We start from the raw sequence: 26,790 nt of genomic DNA on the forward strand, positions 1-26,790 counted from the left end.
ACTCTACACTCTACACCTTACTCTAAACCCTTATCAACAAAGGTTTTTAGCCACTCTTTACTGCACAAATTTGCTTCATAATTCATTTATAAACATCAAAATTTAAAAAGCAATGGAAGCAGTAATCCTAACAAAAGACCAGTATCAGGAATTAGTTGTGCGAATGGACGAAATTAAGTCCGCACTAACCGAAAAACAGAAAGAACCTAAAGATGTATTTCTTGACAATCAAGATTTCCTTCAACTGATGAACATCAGTAAACGAACCGCACAATCTTGGCGTGACGAGGGTATCATTTCATTTTCCCAAGTAGGAAGCAAAATCTACTACCGAATGAGTGATGTGCAAAAGCTATTAGATAGCAATTACAACCAAGCATTCAAAAAGAGAAAATGAGTATTAACCCTGTAAAGTTTAGAAGATGTCTATCACTAAAGAAGCCATATTGGCTAAAATATCAAGCTATGATATATTAAATCATTATTTACAACCCTATCACAACACAGGCAGGTTAATAAGTGGTAAGAATATTAGCAACCCATTTATAGCAGAAAAGCAACAATCACCCAGCTTCAATATTTTTTGTGCCTTGCCTCAACATGAGTGGAGATATAAAGATTTTGCAACTGGTGATGAAGGCAGTTGTTTTGATTGCGTAATGAAACTTTTGAATGTTTCATTTCCCGAAGCATTGGAAATAATTAACCGTGACCATTGCCTTAACTTGGAAAATGATCACAAAAAAGTTGTACAGCCACAACGAACAGCACCGGAACAAACAAAGGCAAATTTTTCTGTAAAGAAAAGGCCATTCAGCGATGCTGAATTAACCTTTTGGAATAAGTACAATATTTCCATTGAAACCTTGCAACGCTTCAATGTAGCAGCCTTAGAAGAATTTAGCAACATCAGTAAAGAAGGTAAACCATACACAGTTAAGAGCAGTTCCGAAAAATTCATTTTTGCTTATGATAACGCCACTTGGTTAAAACTCTACAAACCGTTAGATGAAAAACAGTACAAGTTTCAATATTTAGGCAATAAAGAGCAGGGGTATATTTTTGGATGGAAGCAACTACCCGACAAAGGCGAAAAGCTATTTATTACAGGTGGTGAAAAAGATGTATTGAGTTTGGCAGCACAAGGTTTTAATGCTATTTCGCTTAACAGCGAAACCGCAACTTTAGAAAAGGCAATTGCTGATGAATTGAAACTTCGTTTCAATCACATCATTGTACTTTACGATAACGATGCAACAGGCTTAAAACAATCCGAACTTTTGGCAGTAGCACATGGCTTTAATAAAATCACATTACCTGCTATTCCGAATAACGGCAAAGACATTTCCGATTACTTCGCCTCAAGAGGCTCATTATCGGCTTTTGACGAGTTGCTTTCAGCTTCGCTTCAAGTACCTCCACCCGAAGCACTAAACCCTGATAAGGTTGTGTTTAATGCAGTAGAATTAATGGCAATGGGAAACTTAGAACCTCAATACCTCATGTCTCCTATTTTGCCACAAAAAGGCACAGCAGTTTTAGCAGGGAAACCCGACACAGGTAAAAGCCAATTTGCAAGGCAATTGTGTATTCAAGTTGCTTTAGGCTTAAAATCATTCATTGATTTTGACATTAATCCTATTCACAGCCGTTCTATTTATGTGGCTACTGAAGATAATTTAGAAAACACACGTTACTTAATGAGCAGGCAGATGAATGGCTTAAATCAAGGTCCAAAAGACAACCTGCGGTTCATCTTTGCCGATACTATGGAGCAAGAAGAAATACTGAAAGAATTGGACAACCAACTAACAATAGCAGCAGCCGATTTAGTGGTGGTAGATAGTTTTGGCGATATTTTCAAAGGAGGCGACAGCAATAACAACATGGCAATGAGAAACACAGTAAAGACCTTTGATAAAATTGCCAAAAAACACAACTGCCTAATCTTGTTTGTTCACCATATCAACAAAGGAGCATACCGCCAAGCACCAGGGCAAGAGCATATTCAAGGAGGTGCAGGGCTAATGCAAAAAGTACGCTTAGGTATTCAGCTTTCAGAAGGCGATAATAACACAAGATATTTCACAGTGGTAAAGGGTAATTATTGCCCAAAGGAATACAAGCAAAATTCCCTTGTATTGGACTTTTCAGAGGAAACATTTTTATTTTCAAATACTGGTAAATTAATACCCACATCAGAATTAGGAACGCAACCCAATGAAGATAAAAAGGAAGAAAAGTACAGTGAGTTAGAAAGTATTGCAGAAGAAATATTTGGCGACCAATTGGTATCATACAGCAACTTTGTGAAACGGTTTTGTGAAATAACAGGCAAAAGCATCCCGACAGCAAAAAGGGCACACACCAACCTTAAAAAGTTAGAAATTATTGTTGAAGCAAACGGCAGCTATCGTTTAGCCAATCCAAGTAAAGATGAATTTTCAGAGGATGAAACAGACGAAAATCTCTTTTAGTATCAGGTATCATTGGTATCGTTTGCCTATGGGTTTTGATACTTTGATACTTGATACCATTTGGTAAAAATATTTACCATTCATCAAATTGCACTTTTTTACTTTTATTTGACTACTTTTGACAAGTCAAAATTAGTTGAATAGATGTCCTTCGGTGAAACCATAAGAAAACAAAGAGAAAGTAAAAATTTGCTACTTCGACAGGCAGCTGCCTTCTTAGAAGTTGACACAGCTTTTGTAAGTAAACTCGAAAGAGGGGAACGCAATGCAAGCCGTGAGCAAGTCGTTAAATTGGCAGAATTTTTACAAACTCCAGCCGAGCCACTCATTACAATTTGGCTTGCAGATAAAATTTCAGATACAATAAACAATAGCAAGGAGGGCGAAGATGCTTTAAAACTTGTACTTAAAACCTATAAGAAGAAATGAGCATTACATCTTACCATGCTAAATATTTCGCATACGAACTTACCAAGCGTAGTTCATCAGACAGTATGCAAAAACTGGCTTCTACCTTAGTAGATGCACAAGTAGATTTAAACCCACATCAGGTTGAAGCTGCATTATTTGCCTTTCGTTCTCCATTATCTAAAGGTGCTATTTTAGCCGATGAAGTAGGTTTGGGTAAAACAATTGAAGCTGCATTAGTAATTTCTCAAAAGTGGGCAGAAAGAAAACGAAAAATAATCATCATTACTCCTGCAAATCTTCGTAAACAGTGGTCACAGGAACTACAAGATAAATTCTTCCTTTCATCAATTATTCTTGAAGCAAAATCATTCAATGATTGCGTTAAAAAAGGAAACTTAAACCCATTCGACCAGCCGGAAATAATCATTTGTTCATACCAGTTTGCAAGAACTAAAGAACCTTATATAAAATCAATCGGTTGGGATTTAGCAGTAATTGATGAAGCCCACAGATTAAGGAATGTATATAAGGCAGGTAACAAAATTGCCAAGTCAATTAAGGATGCACTGAACGAAGCTCCAAAAATACTTTTAACAGCCACCCCATTACAAAACTCATTATTAGAGTTGTATGGTTTGGTAAGCATCATTGATGATTATTCTTTTGGCGATTTAAAAAGTTTTAAGACCCAATACAGCAGAGTAACAAGCACAGCAGATGCAGAAGCGTTTACAGAGTTAAAAGAAAGACTAAAGCCAATTTGTAAACGAACACTAAGACGACAAGTTTTAGAGTATATCCGTTATACAAACAGAATTGCATTGGTTGAAGAATTTTATCCTACTGATGAAGAACAGAAGTTGTATGATATGGTTACAGATTATCTGCAAGCAGATAATCTTTATGCACTTCCAGCAAGTCAGCGTAAGTTGATGACACTTATTTTAAGAAGGCTTTTAGCTTCTTCAACTTTTGCCATATCAGGTACTTTAGAAGGCTTGGCAAATAAATTGGAAAACATAGTTAAGGAATCCGAAACAGATAATTCAGATGAAGTTTTTGCCCTCGATTTTGAAACCTATGATGAACTAAAAGACGAGTGGGAAGGCGAAGAAGATGAAGAACAGGAGAAAGAGAAAAAGACCTATACTTCAGAAGATATTGAAAACATAAAAACAGAAATAAATTCACTAAAGGAATTTGAAAAGCTTGCCAAGTCTATAAGACTAAATTCTAAAGGTGAAAAACTGTTTACAGCCCTTGAAAAAGGGTTTAATGAAATGGATCGTTTAGGTGCTCCCAAAAAAGCTATCATATTTACTGAGAGTACCCGAACTCAATTGTATTTGAGAAATATACTCGAAGCAAGGGGTTATGCTGATAGAGTTGTTTTGTTTAATGGCTCAAACACAGATGAAAAGTCACGTAAAATTTATGCTGATTGGGTAGCGAAACACAAAAACACAGATAAAGTATCAGGTTCAAGAACAGCTGATATGCGGGCTGCATTAGTGGACTATTTTCGTGATGAAGCAGTGATAATGGTGGCAACCGAAGCAGCAGCAGAAGGTATCAATTTACAGTTTTGTTCTATGGTTATCAATTACGATATGCCCTGGAACCCTCAACGCATTGAACAGCGTATTGGAAGATGCCACCGTTACGGTCAAAAATATGATGTAGTAGTAGTAAACTTTCTGAATAAAGCCAATGCAGCTGATGTGAGAGTATATGAATTACTTCGTGATAAGTTTCAGTTGTTCAATGGTGTATTTGGTGCATCTGATGAAGTTTTAGGAAGTATCGAAAACGGAGTTGATTTTGAAAAACGTATTGCCCGAATTTATCAGGAGTGCAGAACCACCACACAAATTGAAGTAGCTTTCAATGAATTGCAAGCTGATTTGGAAGTGAATATTTCTGATGCTATGCAACAGACAAGGCAGAAGTTATTAGAAAACTTTGATGAAGAAGTACACGAAAAATTAAGAATAAACCTACAAGAGAGTAAAGATTATCTTTCAAAGTACGAATCTTGGTTGTGGAACATCACACAGTTTGCCCTTAACAGCAATGCAAACTTTTCAGCAAATGAGCATTCTTTCCGTTTGCTTAAAAATCCATACAACGACCTTAAAATTCATCCCGGTCCTTACCGAATAGGCAAGGCAATTGATGATTCAAATGTTTATAGAATTGGTCATCCTTTGGCTCAACGAATCATTGAAGAATGTAAAAAGCAAGATTTGCCATCGGTTGAATTAACCTTTGACTACTCCAACACAGTTAAGAAAATATCAACTGTTGAACCCTACATTGGTCAATCAGGCTATATGCTTGGCAGGGTGCTATGTATTACCTCTTTTGATGTAGAAGAATTTGTTCAGCTTTCAGCTATCACTTCAGATGGAAATGTTTTATCCAAAGAAATTTGCGAACGCTTTTTCTCACTCCCTGCATCTATATCAGACAATAAAACCACCGTACCCTTTACGGTTACTGATGAATTGGAAAACCATTTAAAAGCACACCAATTGCAGGTTATAGATGAAATAGGGCAACGCAACGCCAACTATTTTGAAATTGAATTAGAGAAATTGGATCTATGGGGTGAAGACAGGCGAAACTCTTTGAAAATAACCCTAAAAGAACTCGACCAAGAAATTAAAGAAATTAAGAAAGTAGCAAGGCTTGCACCAAATCTGCCAGAAAAACTAAAGCTGGAGAAGGAACGCAAAAAGTTAGAAAATGAACGTGATGCAGCTTGGCGTGAATATGATGGTGCAGCAAAAGAAATTGAACAGAGTAAAGACCGTTTGATTGACCAGATTGAACAAAAGTTGGAACAGGAACTCATAAAAACAGATTTATTCCTAATCAAATGGAATCTAATTTAAAATAGAAAAGATATGTCAGAAATACAAAAACAAGAACTCACCTCAATGAATATAGCCGAAGAGCAATTGAGAAAGTTAAAGGAACTTTTTCCTGAAGCATTCACCGAAGGGCTGAAAGTAGATTGGGATAAACTACGCCTCACATTAGGGCAAAGCATTGATGTTGGTAAAGAACGCTATGGAATGAATTGGCCAGGCAAAGCCGACTGTTTCAAAACCATACAGCAACCCAGCATTGCTACCCTTATACCTGCTCGTGATGAAAGTGTGGACTTTGACAAAACAGAAAACCTATTCATTGAAGGCGATAATTTGGAAGTATTGAAGCTATTGCAAAAAAGCTACTTGGGGAAAATCAAGTTTATGTATTTCGACCCACCATATAATACAGGGAAAGACTTTGTATATCCCGATAATTACTCAGAGAGTTTAGATACTTATTTAGAATATACAGGTCAAGTAGATGCTGATGGTAAGAAATTTGGAACAAACACGGATACTGATGGAAGATTTCACAGCAAGTGGTTGAATATGATGTATCCAAGGCTTTTTCTTGCTAAAAATATACTCAGCACCAACGGTGTTTTATTTATTTCTATTGACGATAATGAATTATACAATTTGAAATCTGTATTGGATGAAATTTTGGTGCTGAAAATTTTATTGCTAATATCTCAAGAGTTGCAAAAACTACCAGCTTCAGGTGAAATCATTTTGCACCAAGTAAAGATTACATTTTGTGTTATGCTAAAAATAGAGTTGAATTAGAAAATTTCAAGGATGATGTTGATTCTGATCAATTTAAAAAAATTGAGACAGAAGGCCCAAGAAAAGGAGAATTTTATAGGGATGATATAGCGTTTTATCTAACTACTCTCGAAACGCGACCCAACCAGAGATATTTTATAACCTGTCCCGATGGTCAAAAAGTAATTCCGCCTGGAAGTACTTTTCCTCCCGATAGACCAATTGATGGAGATGGCGTATGGCGTTGGAACTATGATAGCTTTAAAGAGAAAGAAAATTTAATTGTATTTAAAAAAACAAATAGGTCGCCATTAATTGACGAGAATGGCAAACAGGCAAATTGGAATATTTATACCAAAAGCTACCTGAAGGAGAAATTAGAAAGTGGTAATTTACCAAGAGATATATTTGAAGGGTTTTTAAACAGGAATGGAACTGAAGATTTAAAAAAACTTCAAATCCCATTTTCATTTCCTAAACCTGTTTCTTTACTAAAATATCTAATGAAAATTTCTGGAGTTACAGAAAATGATATTGTTTTAGATATTTTTGCTGGTAGTGGAACATCTGGCAATGCTGTTATGGATTTAAACTATGAGAATAGCTCTAAGATTAAATTTATATGTGTTCAAATACCTGAATTTAATGATGAGAAAAGTGAAGCTTTTACTAAGGGCTTCAAAACAATTACTGACATAGGTAAAGAAAGACTAAAGAGAGTTGCTGAAAAGTTAAAGGAAGCCATTGAAATAAAAAATAAAAAGAAAGAAAGCCAACTGAACTTTGAATCAAAAAACATAAATGAAGTTCAACCAGACCTCGGCTTCAAAGTTTTCAAACTCTCAAAATCAAACTTCAAAATTTGGGACAGTGCCTTAGAAAAAGAGCCGGAAGTTATTCAAGCCAAATTGTTTGAGCATATTCAGCACATTTCTCCCGAAGCAGAGCAAGAAGCTATTTTGTATGAGTTATTGCTAAAATCAGGTTTCCAACTTACCACCCCAATAGAAAAACTTACTTTGGCAGGGTTATCAGTGTTCAGCATTGCCGAAGGGCAATTGCTTATCTGTTTAGAAAAAGAACTTACCCACGATTGTATCAAGGCAATGGCAGAAATGCAGCCTACAAGGGTTATTTGCTTAGATGAAGGCTTCAAAGGAGAAAATGCAGATGCACTAAAAACCAATGCAGTTCAAATAATGAAAAGCAAAGGCGTTGTAAACTTTAGAACGGTTTAAATAGGGCGAAATCGCCATAATTAAAATAAACAGTATGAGCAAGCAAAACAAAATAATACAGGTTCAAAATATAGACATTACCATTTCACAGATTAATGAAATGGACTACATCTCCTTAACCGATATGGCAAACGCCAAAGAAGGAGAAGCAAGAGCAGCAGACATCATAAAGAACTGGATTAGAACACGTTCCACATTAGAGTTTTTAGGCGTTTGGGAGCAAATGAACAACCCAAATTTTAAAGTGGTCGAATTTGACCACTTTAAATCTCAGGCAGGTTTGCCCAGTTTTGTTTTAAGCCCTGGGGCTTGGATAGAAGCCACAAATGCCACTGGACTACTTGTAAAATTGGGCAAGTATGGTGGCACTTATGCCCATAGGGATATTGCCTTTGAGTTTGGGTCAGCTATAAGCCCTGTGTTCAAGCTATATTTAATTAAAGAGTATCAAAGGCTCAAAGAAGTTGAAAGCAATCAATATAATTTAGAATGGAACGTAAAAAGGATTTTGAGTAAGGTAAACTACACCATCCAAACAGATGCCGTAAAAGACTACATCATTCCCCATTCCACTTTGCCCGAAGCTAAAAAAAGTTTAGAGTATGCCGAAGAAGCAGATGTGCTCAATCTTGCCCTTTTTAAGTGTACGGCAAAACAATGGCGAGAAGCCAATCCACAATTAGCCTTGCAGGGTATGAATATCAGAGATATTGCCAGTATAAACGAGTTAGCTGTGATGTCTAATTTAGAATCGGCAAATGCCGATATGATGCGAAACGGTATAGCGAGAAATATCCGTTTTCAAAAGTTGTACGAAATAGCAAGGTATCAATTGGAAATCTTGAACAAACAAGATTTTTTGAAATCAATCAAAAAATCATCTCCAGATATTTATTTGGAAGATGGCTCTCAAAACCAATTACCTGAATAGCCTTATGAAGTTAAAGTTCGACAGCACCCAAGAGTATCAAATACAAGCTGTAAACAGCTTTATTGATTTGTTTGATGGTCAACCATTAAACCAAGGCGATTATACCATAGAAATCAACGCAAAAGCCGAAATAGGTCAGCAGTTAAGCACCATTCAAACAGAATTAGGTATTGGTAACCATTTGGCTATTGATGAAGATACTATTCTGAAAAACCTGCACAACATTCAGGAGAGAAACGATTTAGACCCCATTTCCGAACAAGAATTTAAAAACTATGGCAATAATTTCTCAGTAGAAATGGAAACAGGCACAGGTAAAACTTACGTTTACCTGCGTACCATTTTTGAGTTAAGCCAAAAGTATGGTTTCAAAAAGTTTATCATAGTAGTGCCAAGTGTGGCCATCAGAGAAGGCACACTAAAAAACATTGAAATTACAGCAGACCATTTCAAGGCTCTTTACAACAATATCGAGTTTGAGCATTTTGTGTATGATAGTAAGAAAGCAAATCGCCTTCGGCAATTTGCCACAAGCAACCAGTTGCAGATAATGATTATCAATATTGATGCTTTCAATAAGGAAACAAATATCTTCAATCAGGAACGCAACCAATTAAGCGGTTTTAGCCCAAGAGACTTTATCCATTCAGTTCGCCCCATTGTATTGATAGATGAACCTCAAAGTGTTGACAATACGCCAAAAGCACAGGAAGCCATCAAATCTTTGAACCCATTGTGTATTTTTCGTTTTTCTGCTACGCACAAAAACTTATACAACCTTATTTACAAACTCGACCCTATCAAGGCGTATGAATTACGTTTGGTAAAACAAATTGTAGTTGCTTCTGTTATTGGCACTAATGCTCAAAATGATGCTTACATAAAACTGTTGGAAGTTGATAATAGAAGCGGTATCAAGGCAAAAATAAAAGTACAAGTACAAGACAGGGGTAGCGTAAAAGAGAAAGATTTTTGGGTAAAGCAAAACGCAGATTTATACACCTTATCCAATGAGAGAGAAGCATACAGAAATGGTTTTGAAGTATTAGACATCAGTTGCGAACCGGGTAATGAATTTATAGACTTTACATCAGGTCGTTTATATTTAGGTCAAGAAAGGGGTGGTATTACAGATGATCTGATAGAAGTACAAATCAAAAATACCATCAAAAAGCACCTTGACAAAGAATTACAGCTTAAAGGAAAAGGGATAAAAGTATTGAGTTTGTTCTTTGTAGATAAGGTTGCTAATTACCGTATTTATGATGCAGAAGGCAAACCTGCCAAAGGCAAGTATGCTGAATTATTTGAACATCATTACAACGAGTTAATCAAGTTGCCACAATACCAAGAGTTAGCTGTTTTTGCTGTTGACAAGCTACACGATGGGTATTTTTCAGCAGACAAAAAAGGAGTGCTTAAAGACACCAACGGAAGCACTCAGGCAGATGATGATACCTACGCTAAAATTATGCGTAACAAAGAGCAATTACTTTCAATGGACGAGCCATTGAAATTCATCTTTTCACACTCTGCACTTCGTGAAGGTTGGGACAACCCAAATGTGTTTCAGATTTGTGTTTTGAGAGAAGTAGGCAGCACCAAAGAAAGAAGGCAAACATTAGGTAGAGGCTTACGATTACCAGTAAACAGCGAAGGAGAAAGAGTAAAAGACGATAGTATAAATAAACTTACTGTAATAGCAAGAGAAAGCTATGCTGATTTTGCAAATGGCTTACAAAAAGAATATGAAGAAGATTGTGGCGTTACCTTTGGTAAAGTGCCAAAAATAGCCTTTGCAAAGATTACAGCAACAGTTGGTGAAGAAGAAGTTGCCTTAGGCAGAACATCAAGCGAAAATATTTGGGCAGAATTAGTAAGCAAAGGTTTTATTGATAACAACGGTAAAATACAAACTACATTCAATCCTTCTAAAGAAGGATTTTCATTAGGTTTATCAGAAAAGTTTGCAGAAAAAGAAAGTGATATTATTACGGTACTTCAATCCTATCAGTTAGAAAGACACATCAAAAAAGACGAAGAACCCAAGCGTTTAAAAATTAATAAACAGATTTTCCTTGACCCTGAATTTGAAAACCTTTGGAATAAAATTAAGCACAGAACAACCTACCAAGTAGATTATTCCACAGATGTTTTAATTGCTAACGCAACTAAAACCATCAAGGAAATGGAAAAAATAGAACCAGTAAAAGTTGCTTACCGTGAAGATATTATTGGAGTAGAAAAGAAAGGTATTACAACAACCAATACAAAAGCAAACGAAATAAAATTAGAATACTCAGGCAATCTACCAGATATTTTAGCTTATCTGCAAAAGGAAACAGAATTAACACGTTCCACATTGGTTAAAATTCTTTCTGAAAGCAATCGTATTGCAGAATTTGCCATCAATCCTCAAAGTTTATGGATGCAATAGCAGCCATTATTAACCGAGAATTGCACAGGCTTATGATTGATGGTATAAAGTATGAAAAATTGACAACAGGGCAAACAGAATGGAGTATGCAGCTATTCAGAGAAGAAGAATTAAAAGACTACTTTGAACAATGTTTGGCAGTTAAAAATTCGGTATTTGACAGAGTAATTTATGATAGTGAAATAGAAAGAAAGTTTGCAGAAGATTTAGACAAAAGAGAAGATATAAAGCTATTTGTAAAACTACCATCATTCTTTAAAGTAGAAACCCCAATAGGCACATACAATCCCGATTGGGCAATAGTAAAGCACAATGATGATACAATCTATTTAGTGAGAGAAACCAAGAGCACCAAAAACTTTGAGAAGCTCCGCAATTCCGAAGCAGATAAAATCAAATGTGGCAGAAAGCATTTTGAAGCCATCGGAGCAAACTTTGATGTAGTAACAAGTTCAATAGAAGTATAATGAAAAGAGCATCAAGATATACACCCATACAGCGTATTGAACGAAACCTTCGGTATTCGTTCTCCTGTATGATATGCTTGATGTTTTCACCCAACCACACAAAGATTTACCCTTGGTGGCAAATTATCGGTCTATTGGGTTTTATTTGTTTTATGGGGTATATGGTATCAATTTCAAGTTAATCTGTAGATGAAAAAACCTAATATTTACAGAGAACGTTTGCTTCATCGTAAACGAGAAAAAAGAGATTGAAACGCCTGAGAAAACCACGGACATATTTTGGTTTGGGCTCAGTTTTTAATAAAGAGCAAAATTTCAGAGTCTCTGTAGATAAAAAAATTGTAACAGCTTTTAAATCTCCGTTATATAGTTATCTTGTTGATAATAATTTCATTACAGGGAGTGAAAAAAGCAAATTGTCAATACCAATACCTAAAGAATTTAGCCTGAGTGATAATTATGACAAGACTATTGAAACAGTAAAGGATATTATATACTCGCTTTGGAAAAATGTTGGTAAAGAAATTGAAATTGATTTCACAAATTGTCAAGTAGTTGACCAGTCTGCATTGTTCTTGCTACAAATTTTACGCCTTGAATTAAGCAATGACTTATTGGGCTTGGATAAGCGGTTATCTGTACTTTCATCAAAAGCTAAATTTAAAATTACAAAATCTAAACTACAGTCAGTTAATCTTGATTTGTTTCTTTGTGGATACATAACGCAAGTTTCAGTTAAGAAAGGCCTGCAACCAATAGATACTTTAGGCTACATAAAAGGTTCTAAATCACAAAAGCATTATTTAGAAAACAGAAAAGGAATTATAGGCACAAATATTGTCAGCTATATTGATAAATGTTTGATGTATAATGGTTACAGTTTAACTCCAGATGGCAAGGGCACATTAGGAAGTATGATTGGTGAGATTTTAAACAATGCCGAAGACCATAGTCCTATGAATACTTATTACGTAACTGCAAATTATTACATTGATAATAGTGAGTCAGACGAGAATGTAGGCATTCTAAATTTATGCTTTATGAATTTTGGCTTTTCAATTTATGAAGGTTTGGAGCAGACTAAAATAAACAACAAAGACGTTTATTCATTTCTTAATGACAATTATAATAATTTGGGGAAAATACCTTTTTCAAAAGAAAATTTATTTACCCTTTATGCATTACAAGATGGGGTTAGTCGTTTAAAATTTCAAGATGAAAGAAGGTACAGGCACTATGACATTCATAAATTGTTTTATTCAATAGGTGATTATGAAAATACTGAACGTGCTCTATCACCTCAACTTTCAATCCTAAGTGGTTCAACTCAGCTTTTATGCAATAATAGATACAGGCCTTTTCAATCAGAAGATGGTAGTTTTTTACTATCTTTGAACTCTGAAAATGATCTTACAAAACCGCCAGATAGCAAGCACGTTTTGCCTTTGAAATACAAATTCCCTGGCACAATTCTTTCCGTCAAATTTTGTTTAAACGAAGCTCATATTCAAAAAAAGTTAGAAAGTAATGGAAATAATTAAAATAGATTTAAGCAACTACAAAAGTGGTAAATCAACCATTTTTACAGGACGTCCTCAAGGGGAAGCTGTTCGTGAAAAGTTAAAACTTGATAGTGTTGATTCAAATAAAGATTCAATAGTTGTATTTTCTTTACCTGATGATACAACTTCATTCAATCCTTCTTTTTATTTAGGGCTTCTTTTTAAAAGTTATCAAACATTAGGGGTTGATAGTTTTGATTCAAAATACAGTTTTGAGTTTGTAACAAAAGATGATGCAACCAAGAAAGTTTTGATAAGTAATTTGGAAGATGGTAAGCGTTATGCTGTAAACTCATTAAATCCAGTGTCAAGTTTTAAATCATTGTTTTCTAAAAAGAAATAAAGATGGAGACCTGTTGTATTCAAGAAGTTAATTCTATCAATTGGAAAGAATATATTCCATTAATTAGCCCTGTAGTTGTCGTCCTGTTATTTGGTATTGAGCGTATATTAAGTTATTTTATTCGTAAGCGTGAAATTGAAAGAACTTGGTACTATAAAGTATTGCTTGACCCATCATTGGAAAAAATAGATACATTCTTTTTGTATACAGTTGATTTGTATATATCATCTTGCAAGTTATTAGCTGCTTCGCAGGAAATTCCTCATAACTCTTATATTTCTATGAAGAGTTCAGAAATTGGCAACTTTCAAAAAATAAAAAGAACTTTTGATAGCGACATTGTAACACCTATTATCCATCGTTATCCTGATACAGGTAATAAACTCCAAAATTCTCTTTTAGATTTAGAAGATTTATTTTCAAGTAGTCTGGACGAAAAAAAATTTACTCAAACCGACATTGAAGATTTTCAAGTAAAAGTTTCCTCAGCTAAAGCACTTTGGTTAAATACCTTATACGAACCAATACAATAAAGCGGTGTGGCAGAGCCACGAGTTTAATAACGGGCAGTTCCGCAGGGATTTTCCCCCAGCCTAAAAAAATCCCCGCCCTTCACTTAAAATGAAGCGTTCAGGGCTTGCACGGTCTTTTTTTAGGCTTCCGCACAGCCAACCCTTCTGTTGTTTTTTCTGTCACACTTTTGCAACCCAACGCACATAAGGCACAAAGCCATCCTCGTGCCTGCGGTGGCTTAGAGCCTTGCCAACCCTCAAAGCAAAAAGACGTAGGTACTCCAACCACCACCACCGTACCCACTTGTGCCAGAAAAAACAACCCAAAGCTACATTAACATAATGTGGCATTATGGTACATACCACAGGGCTTCGCTACGCTACGGGACAAGCCTAAGTCCCATAATAACATTATGTTAAGTAGCCGCACAAAGCCATTCCGCAACCCTGCTTCACTGCCCGAAAACCACAATTCCCCACCACCCTTTTAGCGGTGCAGGGGATAAGTAAAGCATAAGTTTATCTATTGCCAATGTGCTTGCGGTAGGTTCATTCATTACAGCTCCATTTCGTTACAGCGTTTCGCTATCGCTTCACGATCTTCCACTACATTACGCTTCCATTCATTTCACCCACCTCAGCACCCCCACAGCAAGAGTGGCTCATTCGCCACACTACACAATCCCCATGCAATATTCCATTCCGCAACTCCGGCTACTTGCCATTACACAAATGCAACTTTGCAAGGTTTGCAATTTTCGCAAAGTTCAGCCCACGCAATAAGTAGCCGAATGTTGCTCCATTCCATACCCAACGCTATGGGTCCGTTTCGTTCAATCGCCACACTTGCTTTTTCCTACCGCACTTCAATTTTGGTATGCTTTATTTTTCCTGCGACTTGTTAGCCCCAATCCAACGCACTGAATACATCTTGATTATCACTATAAGAATAAGAAAATACTACAACCATTTTGAATACAATTATTGATTAGAATTTGAAATACTGAATACATTTTGAAATAACGAAACGAAAAGCAAGTATTATGCACAGTCCAAAAATTCACACATTCAACCCAAAAAATCAAACAAGCGATTTTGATGTATTCATTTTATGCAAAGGATTAAACAGTGGCAAACCACTTGAAAAACCTTGCCCAAATTGCTTTGTAATTTCCTGCAAAAATTCCGATGAAATGGATTTTTACAAAACCCTTTCTTTCGGATTATGGAAGGCAAAGCACTTTCATCAGTTCCTTGTTGGTTCTGTTATTCCTTTTATCCGTATTGATGATTTTAAAAGCACCATCAAAACCCAAGCGGAAGAAGTCAGTAAAAATAAATTGGCTTTTGCTACCGATGTGCAAAAAGTGAAGCTGATTGAACGCAAAGAAAAACAGATGTACGAAACATTAGCATTATTAGCCGATGTAAAAAGAGCAATGATGCACCGGTACTTCAAACGGTAGCCGTAATGGCTGCCATAAACTGGGGAAATGCTTTTGCACCATAAAAAATTTATATGCAAAGATAGCAAGGGGGGCAGACGCACAAAGCCAACATTAAAAAACCCAAAAGACTACGGCATAAACACAGACCCACCGCACAAGGCTTTCATTTATTCCGTTTCCTTTTGGTTTTTTATCGCCCTTGCAGAGAGAAGCATATAAATTATTTCATTATGCAAAATCATCCACGTATTTCAGCAGGCAGCCAGTTAGGCAGGTTGCCATTTCTCTCAGCAGGTCATCCATCAGCACTTGCAGCTTTCACCTTTTGCCTATCAGCGTTATATCCGCAGGTCATCGTTAGCCCATCAGCCAGTTTTTGGCATCAAGGTTTATCGGCTTCCATGTGGTTGTTTCGTTTGGTGCTATCCATCAGGTGTTCGTGAGCTTTCAGCATTGCCCTTTTAGGGCTTTGCTGCTCTCATTTCGACCATAAACCCACCATAAGGATAGGGTAAAGGCAATATGATTGCCATCATAGTGAAAATTGATGCAAAAAGAAAAACCCCACCGATTTGGTGAGGCTTCCTTTTTTCGATAACCCTGTAAAGTTATTAGAAAATGTCTTGTACTTTCAATGCATTACCTGAATTGAACAAGTAATAATTTACACCAACTTGTTGATAGAACTCAATACCAATGCAATTCAAAACACTCACATCAGCAGTCAACACAGGAGAACCTGGAAGTGTACTTGTGATGGTGGTTGGCAATGCTACTGGAGCACCTAAATCAATGTAATTTGAATAAGCAACATTTGAAAGCTCATTTAATGAAGGATCAATAGGCTCATAAATTCCAGAAGTATCATTGTACTCAAAATCAGAAATAACTGAAATTGCACTAATCAATTTGAAATGTGTTGCACCAGCAGGAGCATTTACAAAATTAACTGGATTGAAAGCAGGTACAGTTAAAGTTGCACTATCACGAGCAGGAGTATTTGTAAGAGTGAAAGGAGAAAAGAAAATACTATCAAAACTCACATTCTTATCAAAATTCAACCCTTTTAAATACTGTGATTGAGTTGAAATCAAAATGGCTCTGTAACCCCTTGCTTCGGTTAAATCCTCCAAGTTGATTTTTTTCATGATAGCCGTTAAACGGCCTGTAAGCTGCGGGTCACTCATTTGTTTCATCAATTGAGCCAATCCAACACGAACTGATTTTCCAGCTGCTGCACAGCCTCCAAACTCCTTCATGTTTTCCCTTTTTCTTTCAAACTCAGGTGCAGTTTTTACTTGTTCACCATTTCGTCCCCAACTAAGCCAGCGAAGTGGCCTTGTAAACCTTTGATTTTAAAGTGGCGAATATCGCCTAAAGTACCTTTGTACTTTAATGGTCCTGATTGACGTGCCATAATGTTATTTTTTAATTTTTTACTAAATAAATTTAGTGTAAATTTACGCCATAACTTACTGACTATCAACTATTAATGTAGTGCAAAACAATGTATTTAAACGTAAAAGAACAGGCAATTATTAAAACACACCTAAAAGTTGCCAAAGTGGTAGATGGTGATGGAATAATTGTAACCAATTTATTCAACAAGCAAGAAGAGGAAATAAGGCTTTTGGGGATTGATGCACCGGAATTAAGAATGTGCAATAAATTGAAACAGGATGAAAGAGAAACCCATATTGCAGGGCAGTTATTAATGGAGCTTGGAAGAAAGGCTCAAAAATTTATGATTAGTGTTGTACCACCCGAAACAAATATCACATTAGTCCAGGAGGAGCAGAGCCAAATTGATGCTTATGGCAGAACATTGGCTTATGTATATTTGCCTGATGGCAGATGCTTAAATGAAATAATGATTGCAGAAGGCTTTGAAGCCCTACAATCGCTTTTTTTGCTCTGAACTACCAAAGTATCAAGAATTGAGCAACACCGCTAAAATCAAGCAAAAAGGGCTATTTTCGATAGTCCAAAACTGGTAAAAAATTAAGTTCTGAAATGTTGTACCTATGTTGTACCTAATTTGGTATAACATTTACAAAGTATTGTATTTCAATACATTATAAAGCTACTTGTGACAAGGTGCTGTTGGGCGATCGTTATTTTTTATTTGTTTATTATTTTTCTATGTTCGGCTTTTAATACGTTCGGTTTTTGCATAAATACTTTGTCAAATAGAATTAATTTTTCTTGAAATTTCATTGTCACTTGATCTTTGTTGTCGCACCACCATTTGTAAAATTCAACAGGTTTTTCCTTGTAAGGAATGCTTGCTTTTACTTGTTTGTCATAACCTTTAAAGTTAATTCGCATATTTAGTCCAAGGCTATCACGAAAATGTTCAAAATGGTTTGCTTTAAGTTTTGAAACCAAAATTTCAAATGTTTCTCCGTCAATTTTCAATTTGTGTTTTTGGAAGACTGTATGAAAGGAAACAGGATCTTCAACTAACCATTCTGAAATTTTCATCGTTTTTATTCCTTGTTCGTTTTCAATTGTCAATAAATTTGTGCTATTGTAAAACGATTCTGAATTTGGATGAAAAATGTGAATGTTGTTTTTTTCATCTAATTCAGTTGCTTCAGCTTTAATTGGTGTGGAATTATTTTTTAAAAATTCTATTATGTTTAAATTATTTGCTTCGCCACCTTTATGTTTATCCAATAAAATATCAACATCTGATCCAAGGAAAAAATCCTCTACAAAATCCCAACGCTCATCGTTGGAAAAACTGCGTAAAAAGAAATGATCAAAGATTTGATTACTCAAATGATGTCTTTCCAAAGTTTTTGACAATAAGGTATTTGTATAGTTGTTATTATTTGAATCTCTTTCTATTCTTAATGGATCATTTATACGAATGAAAACCATTGGATTTTCTCCACCTTTAATTTCAAAAGTTCCGAGTTCTAGCATTTCTAAAAAGTATCCAAGTCGTACATAATTTATCGAATTAGATTCTTTATTTGTTACATATCGATTTACAATGTATTCTTCGGTATTTCCGAACAAGTTATTTAGCCTTTTTGTAAGTGCTGTAAAACTTGCTAAATATTGGTTATTGAAAATTCTGTATTTATAACCATCAATTTCTCTGCGTTGTTGTAAAAAAGCATTTGCTTCTATTACACCTGTTTGAATTAGTCTTCCTGAATATGACGAAAGAATGAATTTGCTAATTTTTTCCGATTTAACTTCGTCATTTAAAAATTTATTTAATTCTGTTTCCAATTCTTTTTGATTGAAAAACGAACCTCCAAAATTTGCAAATATGGTTTGAATGTTTGCAAATAATGATTGTAGGCTTTGATACAAATTGTTGAATGTATTTAATCTTTCAAATGACATTTTAAGTTGTGGAATAACTTCAATTCCATCGTTTCTGAATAAATAACCTGTATAGAAATCACGTTTTACGATTGGGAAACTTTTATCATTAAAGTTTTGATACCACAATTTGTCTAAATCAATTTCTATGATATTATTTCCATTTTCTAAAGAGCTTATATGTGTAAAAGTTTCAGTGTATTTTACCCTATAAATTGATAAGTGTTGATCGGAAATCCTTGCAAAAACTCGAACAAATAATTTTTTTGGTCTTGCAATAATTACGTTAAATCGAGTTTTTGCTAAATAATCTTTTTCGATCATCATCAAAGCCGTTAAAACTTTTTGGTCAAGATCAAGAGCATTTTCAAAAATATGTCCAAAGTCATCTACTGATAAAAGCAAGTTTCTGCTTTTATTGTTTTTTATGTATGCTTTGTGTATTTTTTTAAGTACTTCTTTTATTTGATATTGCCTCAAAGCAGACATACCGTGAAGTGCTTTTGTAAATCTTTGATCTTGAGAAGAATAATTTAAAGCTGCAAATCCTTTAATTTCTGGTTTTCTTGCAACTCTACCAATTTCTTGAACATAATCAGGCAATAAACCAGAAGGTGCGTGATGATAAACCAATTCGATGTCGGAAATATCTACCCCCATTCCAAATGCTTTAGTAGAAATCATTATTTTTTTCTGACCACTTTTGAATTGTAGAAATGAATAATTTTTCTGTTCGGCAGTCATTTTTCCGTGATAACCAACAGCAATAATTTCATTGTTGATGTTCACTTTTGAGAGTAATTCTTCAATATGTTTTGAATAAGGTGTATATACAAGAGTTTTAAAAGCCAAGATTATTTGCCTCAATTATAAATTCTGCCGTTTGTTTTAATTTTTCTGTTAAATAATTTTTTGAAAAACCATCATAATTATTTACAGCAAATGTTATATCACTTCTTTTAACTTGTCCAATAAAAATGTATGGATTGTGCATTTCTAAACTAGTCATACTATCAAAAACCATATCGTTCGCACCGCCATAAATTGCTGTTGCAGTTACTGCAACCATTGGAAAACTTAAATTGTGATATTTCCTTACTTTTCTAACGTGATTTCCTAAAAACCAATAATCAACACGAAAATCTCTTCCCCAAGTTGTGATTAAGTGAGCCTCATCAATTACTAATAAGCCAAGTTTTCTTTCGCCAATAAAATGTTTAATGTCGTAAGACATAAAAAGTTCAGGCGACATATACAAAATGTCAATTTCTCCGCTTTGGCAATTTTCTATAACTCTTTCACGATCTATTAAACTTAATTCACTATTCAAATAGGCAACTTTATCAAAATTACGATCTGTAATAATTGCATTTACTTGATCTTTCATTAATGCAATTAATGGCGAAATAACAATAGTAATGTCGCCACTTTGAGAAACGTAAAATGCTGGCAATTGAAAAAGAAGAGATTTACCTGCACCGGTAGGTGCAGTTAAAAATAAATCTCTTGTTTTTTTATTTCTTTTTGAATTCTCGTATTCCTTAATTATTGTTTCAACAATTAAGCCTTGTGAAATTTCAGAAACTTGATTTCCTATATCGGGATTTCGATAAACTTTTAAACCTCTGAATTCTGCTTTTTCTCCCCAATATTTTAAAAGCAAATCATTTGTAGATTGATTAACTTGATAGTCCTCTTTTATTATTTCTTCTTTTAGAAGGAATAAAGAACCTCCGAAAAGATTTAAAACGTAATTTACCTTTTCAACATTTTTAATTATTGATCTATTAATTGGCTGCTTGGGATAGATTTTTACAATAGCATTTTTTTGAAGATTGTTTTCTAAAATGCAAGAATTTAAAAAGAAGTCTAATGCAGTTTGATCCGAACTAATATCAATATTTTCAAAATCGGAATTGTCAGATTCAATTAGTTCTGTCTTTTCTTCAAAAAGATTTATAGTAGTAAAGTCATCGTTCAATGTCTTTACAGAATAAAAGTAATAATCTTTAATTTGTATCTGTTCTGCTTGATAAATAGGGATTTTTTCGGGTCTTGCTTCGATATTTTCATCACTACTTTCTTCCAAATATTCATTTTTGCTTATCGGAAAGAGTTGTCTTAAATTATCTTGGATAATAATTACTCTGTCTTTAAAAAAAGAACTGTCAATATAGTTTATCAAGTAACTAAATTGAGCATAAGAAAGCAGATGAAATTGTTTTTCAGAATTAAGTTTTGTAAAAACGTTTGTAAACCAATTTCTGTCAAATAAATCCTCATTTCCATTCAAATGAAAAGTATCAACGTCCGTTATGTTGTCTATAAGATTGAATTTGTCAACTAACTCTGTTTGTCCGAGAAGCACAAATATTTGATTTGTCCTTCCTGCACTTTGGTCAGTTAAAATATTAATTGTTTTATTAGAGTAGAATTCTGAAAATGTCATATAGTCTTTTTGTTTGCAGTTTTTTTTATAATGTCGCCCAACGGCTGGCGGTATGAAACGGAGCGGATTTCGAAGCTGTATCTTATCCACCGAGACGACGTTTGCAACGAGCTGTAACGCTCACTTTACCACTGCCCCCGCTCTGTTTTATGACCGCTTGTTACCGCCTGGGTTTCTTTTCATTCTGTCTTTTTATCGTATCAAGTTAGCAGTACTTATCACCGTGCGAGGGGAAAAGGGCAAGCTCTTTTGCAATTTTTGGATTGCGGGAAGGATTTGTGCGAATTGCAAATGTGCTTGACCTTGTGCGGAGGCCTGCTACCATTTATCAGACCGCTTATTCTTCTTTTCGGCTTGCTTTTTCCTATCGGCGGAAGATATTTTCCTTTTTGCGTATCGTTTCTTCCTAAATGCGGAAGGTTTATTCTTTTGCGTACGCTTGTTTCCTTTTGCGGGTCGTTACTTCCTAAATGCTAAAGGCTTTTTCTAAAAAGTGGGACGTTACTTCCTTTCCGATGATGTCTGTTTCTATTTATAGTTTCGCTGCTTTAAATTGTAACTTCGATACTTGTTTATATTGTGGACTTGTTGCTCCGTAAATCGACTTGATGTATGTTTTGGTATCAAAAGCAATATCAATTAAGCCTACGTTTTCTTTGTAAAGAATGTCGTTACGAGAAATTCGGGCGTTGCTCAACGGTGTGGTTGCCGTAAGTACTGCGGTGTTTTTCGTTTTCAAATCGTTGTATAAGGTTGTCAACGCTGTAACTTTCAAATCTGCTTCGTTGGGAGCGTACAATGTGATACTTGTCAATAATTTTATCAGTTTGTCGAAGCTGTCTAAACGGCTATCGTAACTCATTTGCGATGATGAAACTTCTTTCGTTTCTGTTCCTTCGGCTTTTGCAGTTGCTTTTTCAGCTTCTGTAAGTTTTGGGGTAGCACGTTTACCTTGTATTTTGCGAACTAAGGTTGTTGCCGATTCATCAACTTGTGTTGTTGTATCGGTTGCTTTAAGTGCATTTAAAATACGAGTAGAGAGTTTGCTCAATGGCTCGAATGCTACTTCTCGTGCAGCTACTGCGTTGCTGTATGCAGGAAGTGCGGCATTTACTGCATTAAGTGCTGTTTTTGCATTGGTTGAAAGGGTTTGCAATGCAGTTAATTTGATAGATGCTTTCGAGGGATTGTAGGTTGCTCCGTATCCTGTTACAAATGAAATTAGCTGGTCGAGGTTTGCTACGTTTTTTGCGTGTCCTGTTTCAGATGTACTTGCCATAATGTTTAGGTTTAAGGTTATAAAATTGTGTTGTTTATTAATCAAAAGTCAATTATAACGCTGAGAATACGAAATATTGTGTATCAATCTTTTAAACATTATTTCAACAAGCACACAACCGTATCTATATTGTTGGCATTTCGCTATACGATTTACCTTCGAGTAAGCGACCGTTTTTCTTTTTATTTGTACCGCCCCATTGCTTGAAATAGAATGCTGTTTTTTGTGCGTTACATTGCTCTTTGATATTCAAAACCCATTCTTCTTTTATCGGGCGTGGTGTTCTACCGCTTTCACCCCCAACAATAACCCAATCAATATTTTGGAGATTCATATTAGGTAAATCGGTAATAAGGGGTTCGCAACTGAGGAATTTAACTTTTGCTCCTGTAGTTCGCAATTGGTCGATGCGTTTCATTACGTTTGCATCTTCGACCGTTACACCCATCCAAATATTGTGACTCCAATCGAGCCAACCCTCACTATCGTAGTAATTAAGTATGTCGGCACGTTTAGTAAGTATTTGAAAAACGTGTTGGGGATTTTCTTTCATTACCTTGAAAATCTTTTGTATATATTCAATGGGGACATCTTTGTGAAAAAGGTCGCTCATTGAGTTTACAAATATCATCTTAGGCTTTTTCCAGTTATATGGCTCTTGTAATGTGTCGGGATGCAATGTTACTTCGAAACCGTTTTTGTATTTTTCTTGCCCCATTGCCTGTAAACGGCGTGTCATAATTTCGGCATAGCAAAATTTACATCCCGATGTTATCTTATCGCAACCTGTAATTGGATTCCAAGTACTTTCTGTCCATTCTATTTTTGTTGATGCCATTTATTTTATGTTTCAATTTTATATAACTTACAATCATGAATATTAACGCTTTGATAATTCAAATCGCCAACTCTTTTTATTAGTTTATCCTTTTCTAATGATTTTACAACTTCTGTAAATAACTTTGGTTGACATAATTGAGAAAGGGTAAATTTGAAACCAGAAATATTGTCTGTAATTTCTTTGTTCAATATCATTTCTCTAATTTTTGCTCGAATCTCTTCTTTTTTAAATGATTCGTCGGGATTATGAAATAATGAACCTTTTACATAGTCATTATTAATATTGTCGCTCGATTCTCCAGCATAAATATCTTTATCCCAACAGACTTTTTAAAAATTTTTCCATCCCTAAGGAATGACTTGAACCGAAAATTAAACCGTAATGATTAGCACCTTTTTTTATTGAGAAGTGATGAATATAATATTCGGATTTATTAATTAAGCCTCTAAAGTAATTTGCAATTACCCTATGTCGCTCTTTGGGTGTGCATTTCTCGAAGTCGATTTTTGAAGTATCTATGTGTTTCTTTGTGTTTTCATGCTCTCGAAAACGTTGAATAAAAGACGATGAAATGAAGAAAATAAAATCGGTTTTAGGGGAATCGACCAACTCTTTAAATATGTTTTCGTCAACTTGACTAAAGCCGTATTGATCTAATAAAATGAACTTTGCAATTTTATCATTCTTCAATATTTTTTTGAAGTTATCGCTATTGAAAGCATCTTTAAACTCCAATTTAGCGATATGCTGTTTATATTGACAATCCTTTTCTTTACAATTTTGACTTATACACTTTTCAACAAATGTTTTTATTGAGGTTTCGAGTTCTTTGTTCTTATCGTCTAATAATTCGTTGAAACCAAAAACTATTTGTTTGTTTTTTACTGAATTACAAACCTTGCAATTTTCGCCTTTTGCTTCTTCAAGTAGTATTATGGGACTACCGGGTGTACCTTCAATGTCAGAACCACTTCCGGCAAAGAAGTCGTAAATAAAAATTCTATCAATATAAGGGTTATGTATAAATACGGGCAACCATTCACGAAAACACTCTCTAAAAATGTCGAGTTTTAATTTTGTAGCCTCATCAAAAGGTTTTTTGTTAATGTTTTTTGCCATATACTTCGTTTTTAATCTTAATATTGAAGTTGAAAATAATTTCAATTATTTTCAACTATTCTTATTTCTTCTTCTGTTAAATCATATAGTTTGTATACTAATTCATCAATTTGGGTTTCTTGTTTAATGCTGTCTTTACCGTCTTTTTTGAGGGCTATTATTTTGTCAACTAAATCGATGAATGGTTTTTGTGCTTTTGCATCTATGTTTTTTATTGGGAGTTTTTTGCAATTTTCAATAAGAATTTTTTGAAACAATTCTTTTTCAATATCAAGATATAAGAACTTATGAATAAAATTTAGCAAAGTTGAGTTTAGAATAGCTGTAAGATATTTTGGACTATTTTTTTCACAATTTTTAGGTATTACAGCAAAACCTATTTGCGAAAAATATAAACTATTTTCTGTATAGCCAGCATATATTCTAAGCGGATTACCGGAAACAATTTGACGAATTATTACACGAGGTTTCGTAAAGAATTTTTCGTCTCTAGGTGCTCCAAGCCATTTACCGTAACGGATATATTCTTTGGGGTAGAATCAATATAAAATCGTTGAATATTTTCACCTGTTATAACTGGTTTATACTCATTATTTATTTTAGTTTGAGAATGAAACGCTCTTTCTTTTATTTGTTTTTCCGTATGACCTTTATATTTATCATAAGGAGTTATTCCTAGAGTAAAATCAGCAATTTCAACTAATTGAATAGTGTTTTTTAAGGCTTTAGTTAGAACTTTTTGAATTTCGTTTGTTAAGTAAATATTGAATTTTATTTCGGAAGCGTTCCATATTTCTTTTGATAGAACTTGAGTAAGATTTGAATTTATAAAATCTACATTTTCATCATGTTTATATTGAATAACATTAAGATTTTCATTTTTTTTATTTTTAACAAATGATAAAATAATAGTTTCAACCTTAACATCAGATTCACTAAATACATTATCGGGGAGTTTGATTATTTCACTAACATTGCTATATATTAAATTCCTGATTTTTGAATAAGAGGAATTCATTAGTATTGAATTTGGATTAATAAAACTGAACTGACCACAATCTTTTAGAATCCGACTCCCTAATTCTATAAACAAAGAATACAGATTCATTCTATTTTCAGTAGTCACATAGTTAGAAAATAATAAATCAACAAATTTTGGTTCTAGCCCTTTTATGTCAATGTATGGTGGATTTCCAATAATTACATCAAACCCTTCAAAGTCACCTTTATTATTTAAGATTTCCGGGAATTCAAAACGCCATTCAAAAGCATTTTTATACAAAACATTGTTTTTAATTTCATCTAATACCGCTTCGTATTTTTTTATTTTTTCGGTAATAGCCTTTACGTCTTCATTAAATTTTTTCTTTTCGGCAGGTGTTTTTCAAACATATTGGTTTGCATGGTAAGATTATCGAGTTCTCCCTTTGCATTATACCAATTCATGAAATCTTTACCTGTTTTAATGATTTCCGTTTTAAAATCGGTTTTTATGGCATCTATAATCTGTTGCAAGCCTCGTTTTACCTCTCGGTTTTTCTCGTTTTTGTAATCGTTTACAAATCCTCGATAAGCCTTAATGTCGTATTTAATGCTTTTAAGGGCTTTGCTTAAATCGGCATCTAATGGGAAACGGCTTAATAAACTATTACCGCACTTTATGTTTATGTCAATATTTGGTAGTGTTTCAAGTTCCTTGTAATCGGATTCTTTGTAATAGGCGTTTTTCAAAAGTTCAATCCACAAACGTAAACGGCAAATAAGAACTGATTTTGGGTTTATATCGACACCGAACAAGCAGTTTTCGATAATGGTTTGCTTTTCGTGGAAAAGCGTTTTTTGCAATCGTTGAATTTCTTTATTTATTGGTTTTCCGTTGTTTATTTTATATTCTACAAGATTGCCTTGCTGGTCGGTAATAATTAATTCATCGTTTACAATATCGATTTCATATCCGCTTAGATTATTCCCTTTTTCGTCGGCTAAAATTCCCAGTTCCGATTTTATAGCTATAATTTCATTAAGTGCAGAAACTAAGAAGTGACCCGAACCAACGGCAGGGTCGCAAATATGGAGTGAGTTTACAATTTCATTAGCTTTAAGAACTTCGTCTGTTTTGAAATGACGAGAAGTGTAGTTTTTAACATCGTCGAACTTGTCAAATAATTTATCGTCTTTGCCCGAAAGTGCTTCGTTGAACTTGTCTACAATTGCCAACCGTATAGACTGGCGACACATGTACATGGTAATAAATGCAGGAGTGAAAATAGAACCATCTTTATATCCATTA

At 34.5% G+C, this 26,790-nt stretch carries 21 protein-coding genes and 3 pseudogenes; 14 read left to right on the forward strand and 10 right to left on the reverse strand.

Features of this window, described 5'->3' with window-relative positions:
• Positions 1-112 precede the first annotated feature (112 nt).
• From IPP61_17880 to IPP61_17940, 13 genes and pseudogenes are all read left to right on the forward strand, one after another.
• Positions 113-397 carry a helix-turn-helix domain-containing protein gene (locus IPP61_17880; GenBank protein ID MBL0327005.1) on the forward strand — a complete coding sequence of 95 codons (285 nt, stop codon included), beginning with the start codon at positions 113-115 and terminating at the stop codon, positions 395-397.
• A 25-nt stretch (positions 398-422) separates the two neighbouring features.
• Positions 423-2,477 (forward strand): AAA family ATPase, encoded by a 2,055-nt coding sequence (locus IPP61_17885; GenBank protein ID MBL0327006.1) that lies wholly within the window; start codon positions 423-425, stop codon positions 2,475-2,477.
• 144 nt (positions 2,478-2,621) lie between these two features.
• On the forward strand, positions 2,622-2,906 hold the full coding sequence (locus IPP61_17890) for a helix-turn-helix transcriptional regulator (protein ID MBL0327007.1): 285 nt from the start codon (positions 2,622-2,624) through the stop codon (positions 2,904-2,906).
• The gene (locus IPP61_17895; protein ID MBL0327008.1) at positions 2,903-5,785 is read left to right on the forward strand and encodes a DEAD/DEAH box helicase; all 2,883 of its coding nucleotides are present in this window, start codon (positions 2,903-2,905) and stop codon (positions 5,783-5,785) included. Before IPP61_17890 ends, IPP61_17895 begins: the two co-directional genes overlap by 4 nt.
• Positions 5,786-5,797: 12 nt before the next feature.
• Positions 5,798-6,492, forward strand: a pseudogene (locus IPP61_17900) (site-specific DNA-methyltransferase).
• Positions 6,493-6,522: 30 nt separating this feature from the next.
• Positions 6,523-7,770 carry a hypothetical protein gene (locus IPP61_17905; GenBank protein ID MBL0327009.1) on the forward strand — a complete coding sequence of 416 codons (1,248 nt, stop codon included), beginning with the start codon at positions 6,523-6,525 and terminating at the stop codon, positions 7,768-7,770.
• 34 nt (positions 7,771-7,804) lie between these two features.
• Positions 7,805-8,701 (forward strand): KilA-N domain-containing protein, encoded by an 897-nt coding sequence (locus IPP61_17910; protein MBL0327010.1) that lies wholly within the window; start codon positions 7,805-7,807, stop codon positions 8,699-8,701.
• A 4-nt stretch (positions 8,702-8,705) separates the two neighbouring features.
• Positions 8,706-11,605, forward strand: a pseudogene (locus tag IPP61_17915) (DEAD/DEAH box helicase family protein).
• 248 nt (positions 11,606-11,853) lie between these two features.
• Positions 11,854-13,146, forward strand: coding sequence for a hypothetical protein (locus tag IPP61_17920; GenBank protein MBL0327011.1), 1,293 nt, complete (start codon positions 11,854-11,856; stop codon positions 13,144-13,146).
• Positions 13,133-13,510: a hypothetical protein gene (locus tag IPP61_17925; GenBank protein MBL0327012.1), complete on the forward strand. Its 378-nt coding sequence runs from the start codon at positions 13,133-13,135 to the stop codon at positions 13,508-13,510. The genes IPP61_17920 and IPP61_17925 overlap by 14 nt, the downstream gene beginning before the upstream one ends.
• Before the next feature lie 2 nt (positions 13,511-13,512).
• Positions 13,513-14,043, forward strand: a complete 531-nt coding sequence (locus IPP61_17930) for a hypothetical protein (GenBank protein MBL0327013.1) — start codon at positions 13,513-13,515, stop codon at positions 14,041-14,043.
• A 104-nt stretch (positions 14,044-14,147) separates the two neighbouring features.
• Positions 14,148-14,360 carry a hypothetical protein gene (locus IPP61_17935; GenBank protein ID MBL0327014.1) on the forward strand — a complete coding sequence of 71 codons (213 nt, stop codon included), beginning with the start codon at positions 14,148-14,150 and terminating at the stop codon, positions 14,358-14,360.
• A gap of 705 nt (positions 14,361-15,065) precedes the next feature.
• On the forward strand, positions 15,066-15,488 hold the full coding sequence (locus IPP61_17940) for a hypothetical protein (GenBank protein MBL0327015.1): 423 nt from the start codon (positions 15,066-15,068) through the stop codon (positions 15,486-15,488).
• Between the two features lie 593 nt (positions 15,489-16,081).
• Here IPP61_17940 and IPP61_17945 read toward each other — a convergent pair.
• Positions 16,082-16,887, reverse strand: a pseudogene (locus tag IPP61_17945) (hypothetical protein).
• Positions 16,888-16,977: 90 nt separating this feature from the next.
• Here IPP61_17945 and IPP61_17950 point away from each other — a divergent pair.
• A complete protein-coding gene (locus IPP61_17950; GenBank protein MBL0327016.1) occupies positions 16,978-17,388 on the forward strand; it encodes a thermonuclease family protein in 411 nt (136 codons plus the stop codon).
• 203 nt (positions 17,389-17,591) lie between these two features.
• Here IPP61_17950 and IPP61_17955 read toward each other — a convergent pair whose 3' ends face one another.
• From IPP61_17955 to IPP61_17995, 9 genes are all read right to left on the reverse strand, one after another.
• Positions 17,592-19,664: a hypothetical protein gene (locus IPP61_17955; protein ID MBL0327017.1), complete on the reverse strand. Its 2,073-nt coding sequence runs from the start codon at positions 19,662-19,664 to the stop codon at positions 17,592-17,594.
• Positions 19,654-21,351 (reverse strand): DEAD/DEAH box helicase, encoded by a 1,698-nt coding sequence (locus IPP61_17960; protein ID MBL0327018.1) that lies wholly within the window; start codon positions 21,349-21,351, stop codon positions 19,654-19,656. The genes IPP61_17955 and IPP61_17960 overlap by 11 nt, the downstream gene beginning before the upstream one ends.
• A gap of 442 nt (positions 21,352-21,793) precedes the next feature.
• Positions 21,794-22,540 carry a hypothetical protein gene (locus tag IPP61_17965; protein ID MBL0327019.1) on the reverse strand — a complete coding sequence of 249 codons (747 nt, stop codon included), beginning with the start codon at positions 22,538-22,540 and terminating at the stop codon, positions 21,794-21,796.
• 124 nt (positions 22,541-22,664) lie between these two features.
• A complete protein-coding gene (locus IPP61_17970; protein ID MBL0327020.1) occupies positions 22,665-23,378 on the reverse strand; it encodes a phage Gp37/Gp68 family protein in 714 nt (237 codons plus the stop codon).
• Between the two features lie 5 nt (positions 23,379-23,383).
• Entirely contained in the window at positions 23,384-23,569 is a 186-nt protein-coding gene (locus IPP61_17975) for a hypothetical protein (GenBank protein ID MBL0327021.1), read from the reverse strand.
• 124 nt (positions 23,570-23,693) lie between these two features.
• Positions 23,694-24,500, reverse strand: a complete 807-nt coding sequence (tcmP, locus tag IPP61_17980) for a three-Cys-motif partner protein TcmP (GenBank protein ID MBL0327022.1) — start codon at positions 24,498-24,500, stop codon at positions 23,694-23,696.
• 41 nt (positions 24,501-24,541) lie between these two features.
• On the reverse strand, positions 24,542-25,021 hold the full coding sequence (locus tag IPP61_17985) for a hypothetical protein (protein ID MBL0327023.1): 480 nt from the start codon (positions 25,019-25,021) through the stop codon (positions 24,542-24,544).
• Positions 24,958-25,782: an N-6 DNA methylase gene (locus IPP61_17990; GenBank protein ID MBL0327024.1), complete on the reverse strand. Its 825-nt coding sequence runs from the start codon at positions 25,780-25,782 to the stop codon at positions 24,958-24,960. Before IPP61_17990 ends, IPP61_17985 begins: the two co-directional genes overlap by 64 nt.
• A gap of 62 nt (positions 25,783-25,844) precedes the next feature.
• Positions 25,845-26,717 carry a hypothetical protein gene (locus tag IPP61_17995; protein ID MBL0327025.1) on the reverse strand — a complete coding sequence of 291 codons (873 nt, stop codon included), beginning with the start codon at positions 26,715-26,717 and terminating at the stop codon, positions 25,845-25,847.
• Between the last annotated feature and the right edge of the window lie 73 nt (positions 26,718-26,790).

The sequence above is a fragment of the Cytophagaceae bacterium genome (assembly GCA_016722655.1).
Lineage (GTDB): Bacteria > Bacteroidota > Bacteroidia > Cytophagales > Spirosomataceae > Leadbetterella.

Excerpts from the sequence above, each read along its gene's own strand:
- IPP61_17890 (MBL0327007.1), top strand. The coding sequence starts at position 2,622 with ATGTCCTTCGGTGAAACCATAAGAAAACAAAGAGAAAGTAAAAATTTG.
- IPP61_17895 (MBL0327008.1), top strand. The coding sequence starts at position 2,903 with ATGAGCATTACATCTTACCATGCTAAATATTTCGCATACGAACTTACC.
- IPP61_17910 (MBL0327010.1), top strand. The coding sequence starts at position 7,805 with ATGAGCAAGCAAAACAAAATAATACAGGTTCAAAATATAGACATTACC.
- IPP61_17925 (MBL0327012.1), top strand. The coding sequence starts at position 13,133 with ATGGAAATAATTAAAATAGATTTAAGCAACTACAAAAGTGGTAAATCA.
- IPP61_17970 (MBL0327020.1), bottom strand. The coding sequence starts at position 23,378 with ATGGCATCAACAAAAATAGAATGGACAGAAAGTACTTGGAATCCAATT.
- tcmP (MBL0327022.1), bottom strand. The coding sequence starts at position 24,500 with ATGGCAAAAAACATTAACAAAAAACCTTTTGATGAGGCTACAAAATTA.
- IPP61_17965 (MBL0327019.1), bottom strand. The coding sequence starts at position 22,540 with ATGGCAAGTACATCTGAAACAGGACACGCAAAAAACGTAGCAAACCTC.
- IPP61_17930 (MBL0327013.1), top strand. The coding sequence starts at position 13,513 with ATGGAGACCTGTTGTATTCAAGAAGTTAATTCTATCAATTGGAAAGAA.
- IPP61_17950 (MBL0327016.1), top strand. The coding sequence starts at position 16,978 with ATGTATTTAAACGTAAAAGAACAGGCAATTATTAAAACACACCTAAAA.
- IPP61_17885 (MBL0327006.1), top strand. The coding sequence starts at position 423 with ATGTCTATCACTAAAGAAGCCATATTGGCTAAAATATCAAGCTATGAT.
- IPP61_17880 (MBL0327005.1), top strand. The coding sequence starts at position 113 with ATGGAAGCAGTAATCCTAACAAAAGACCAGTATCAGGAATTAGTTGTG.
- IPP61_17940 (MBL0327015.1), top strand. The coding sequence starts at position 15,066 with ATGCACAGTCCAAAAATTCACACATTCAACCCAAAAAATCAAACAAGC.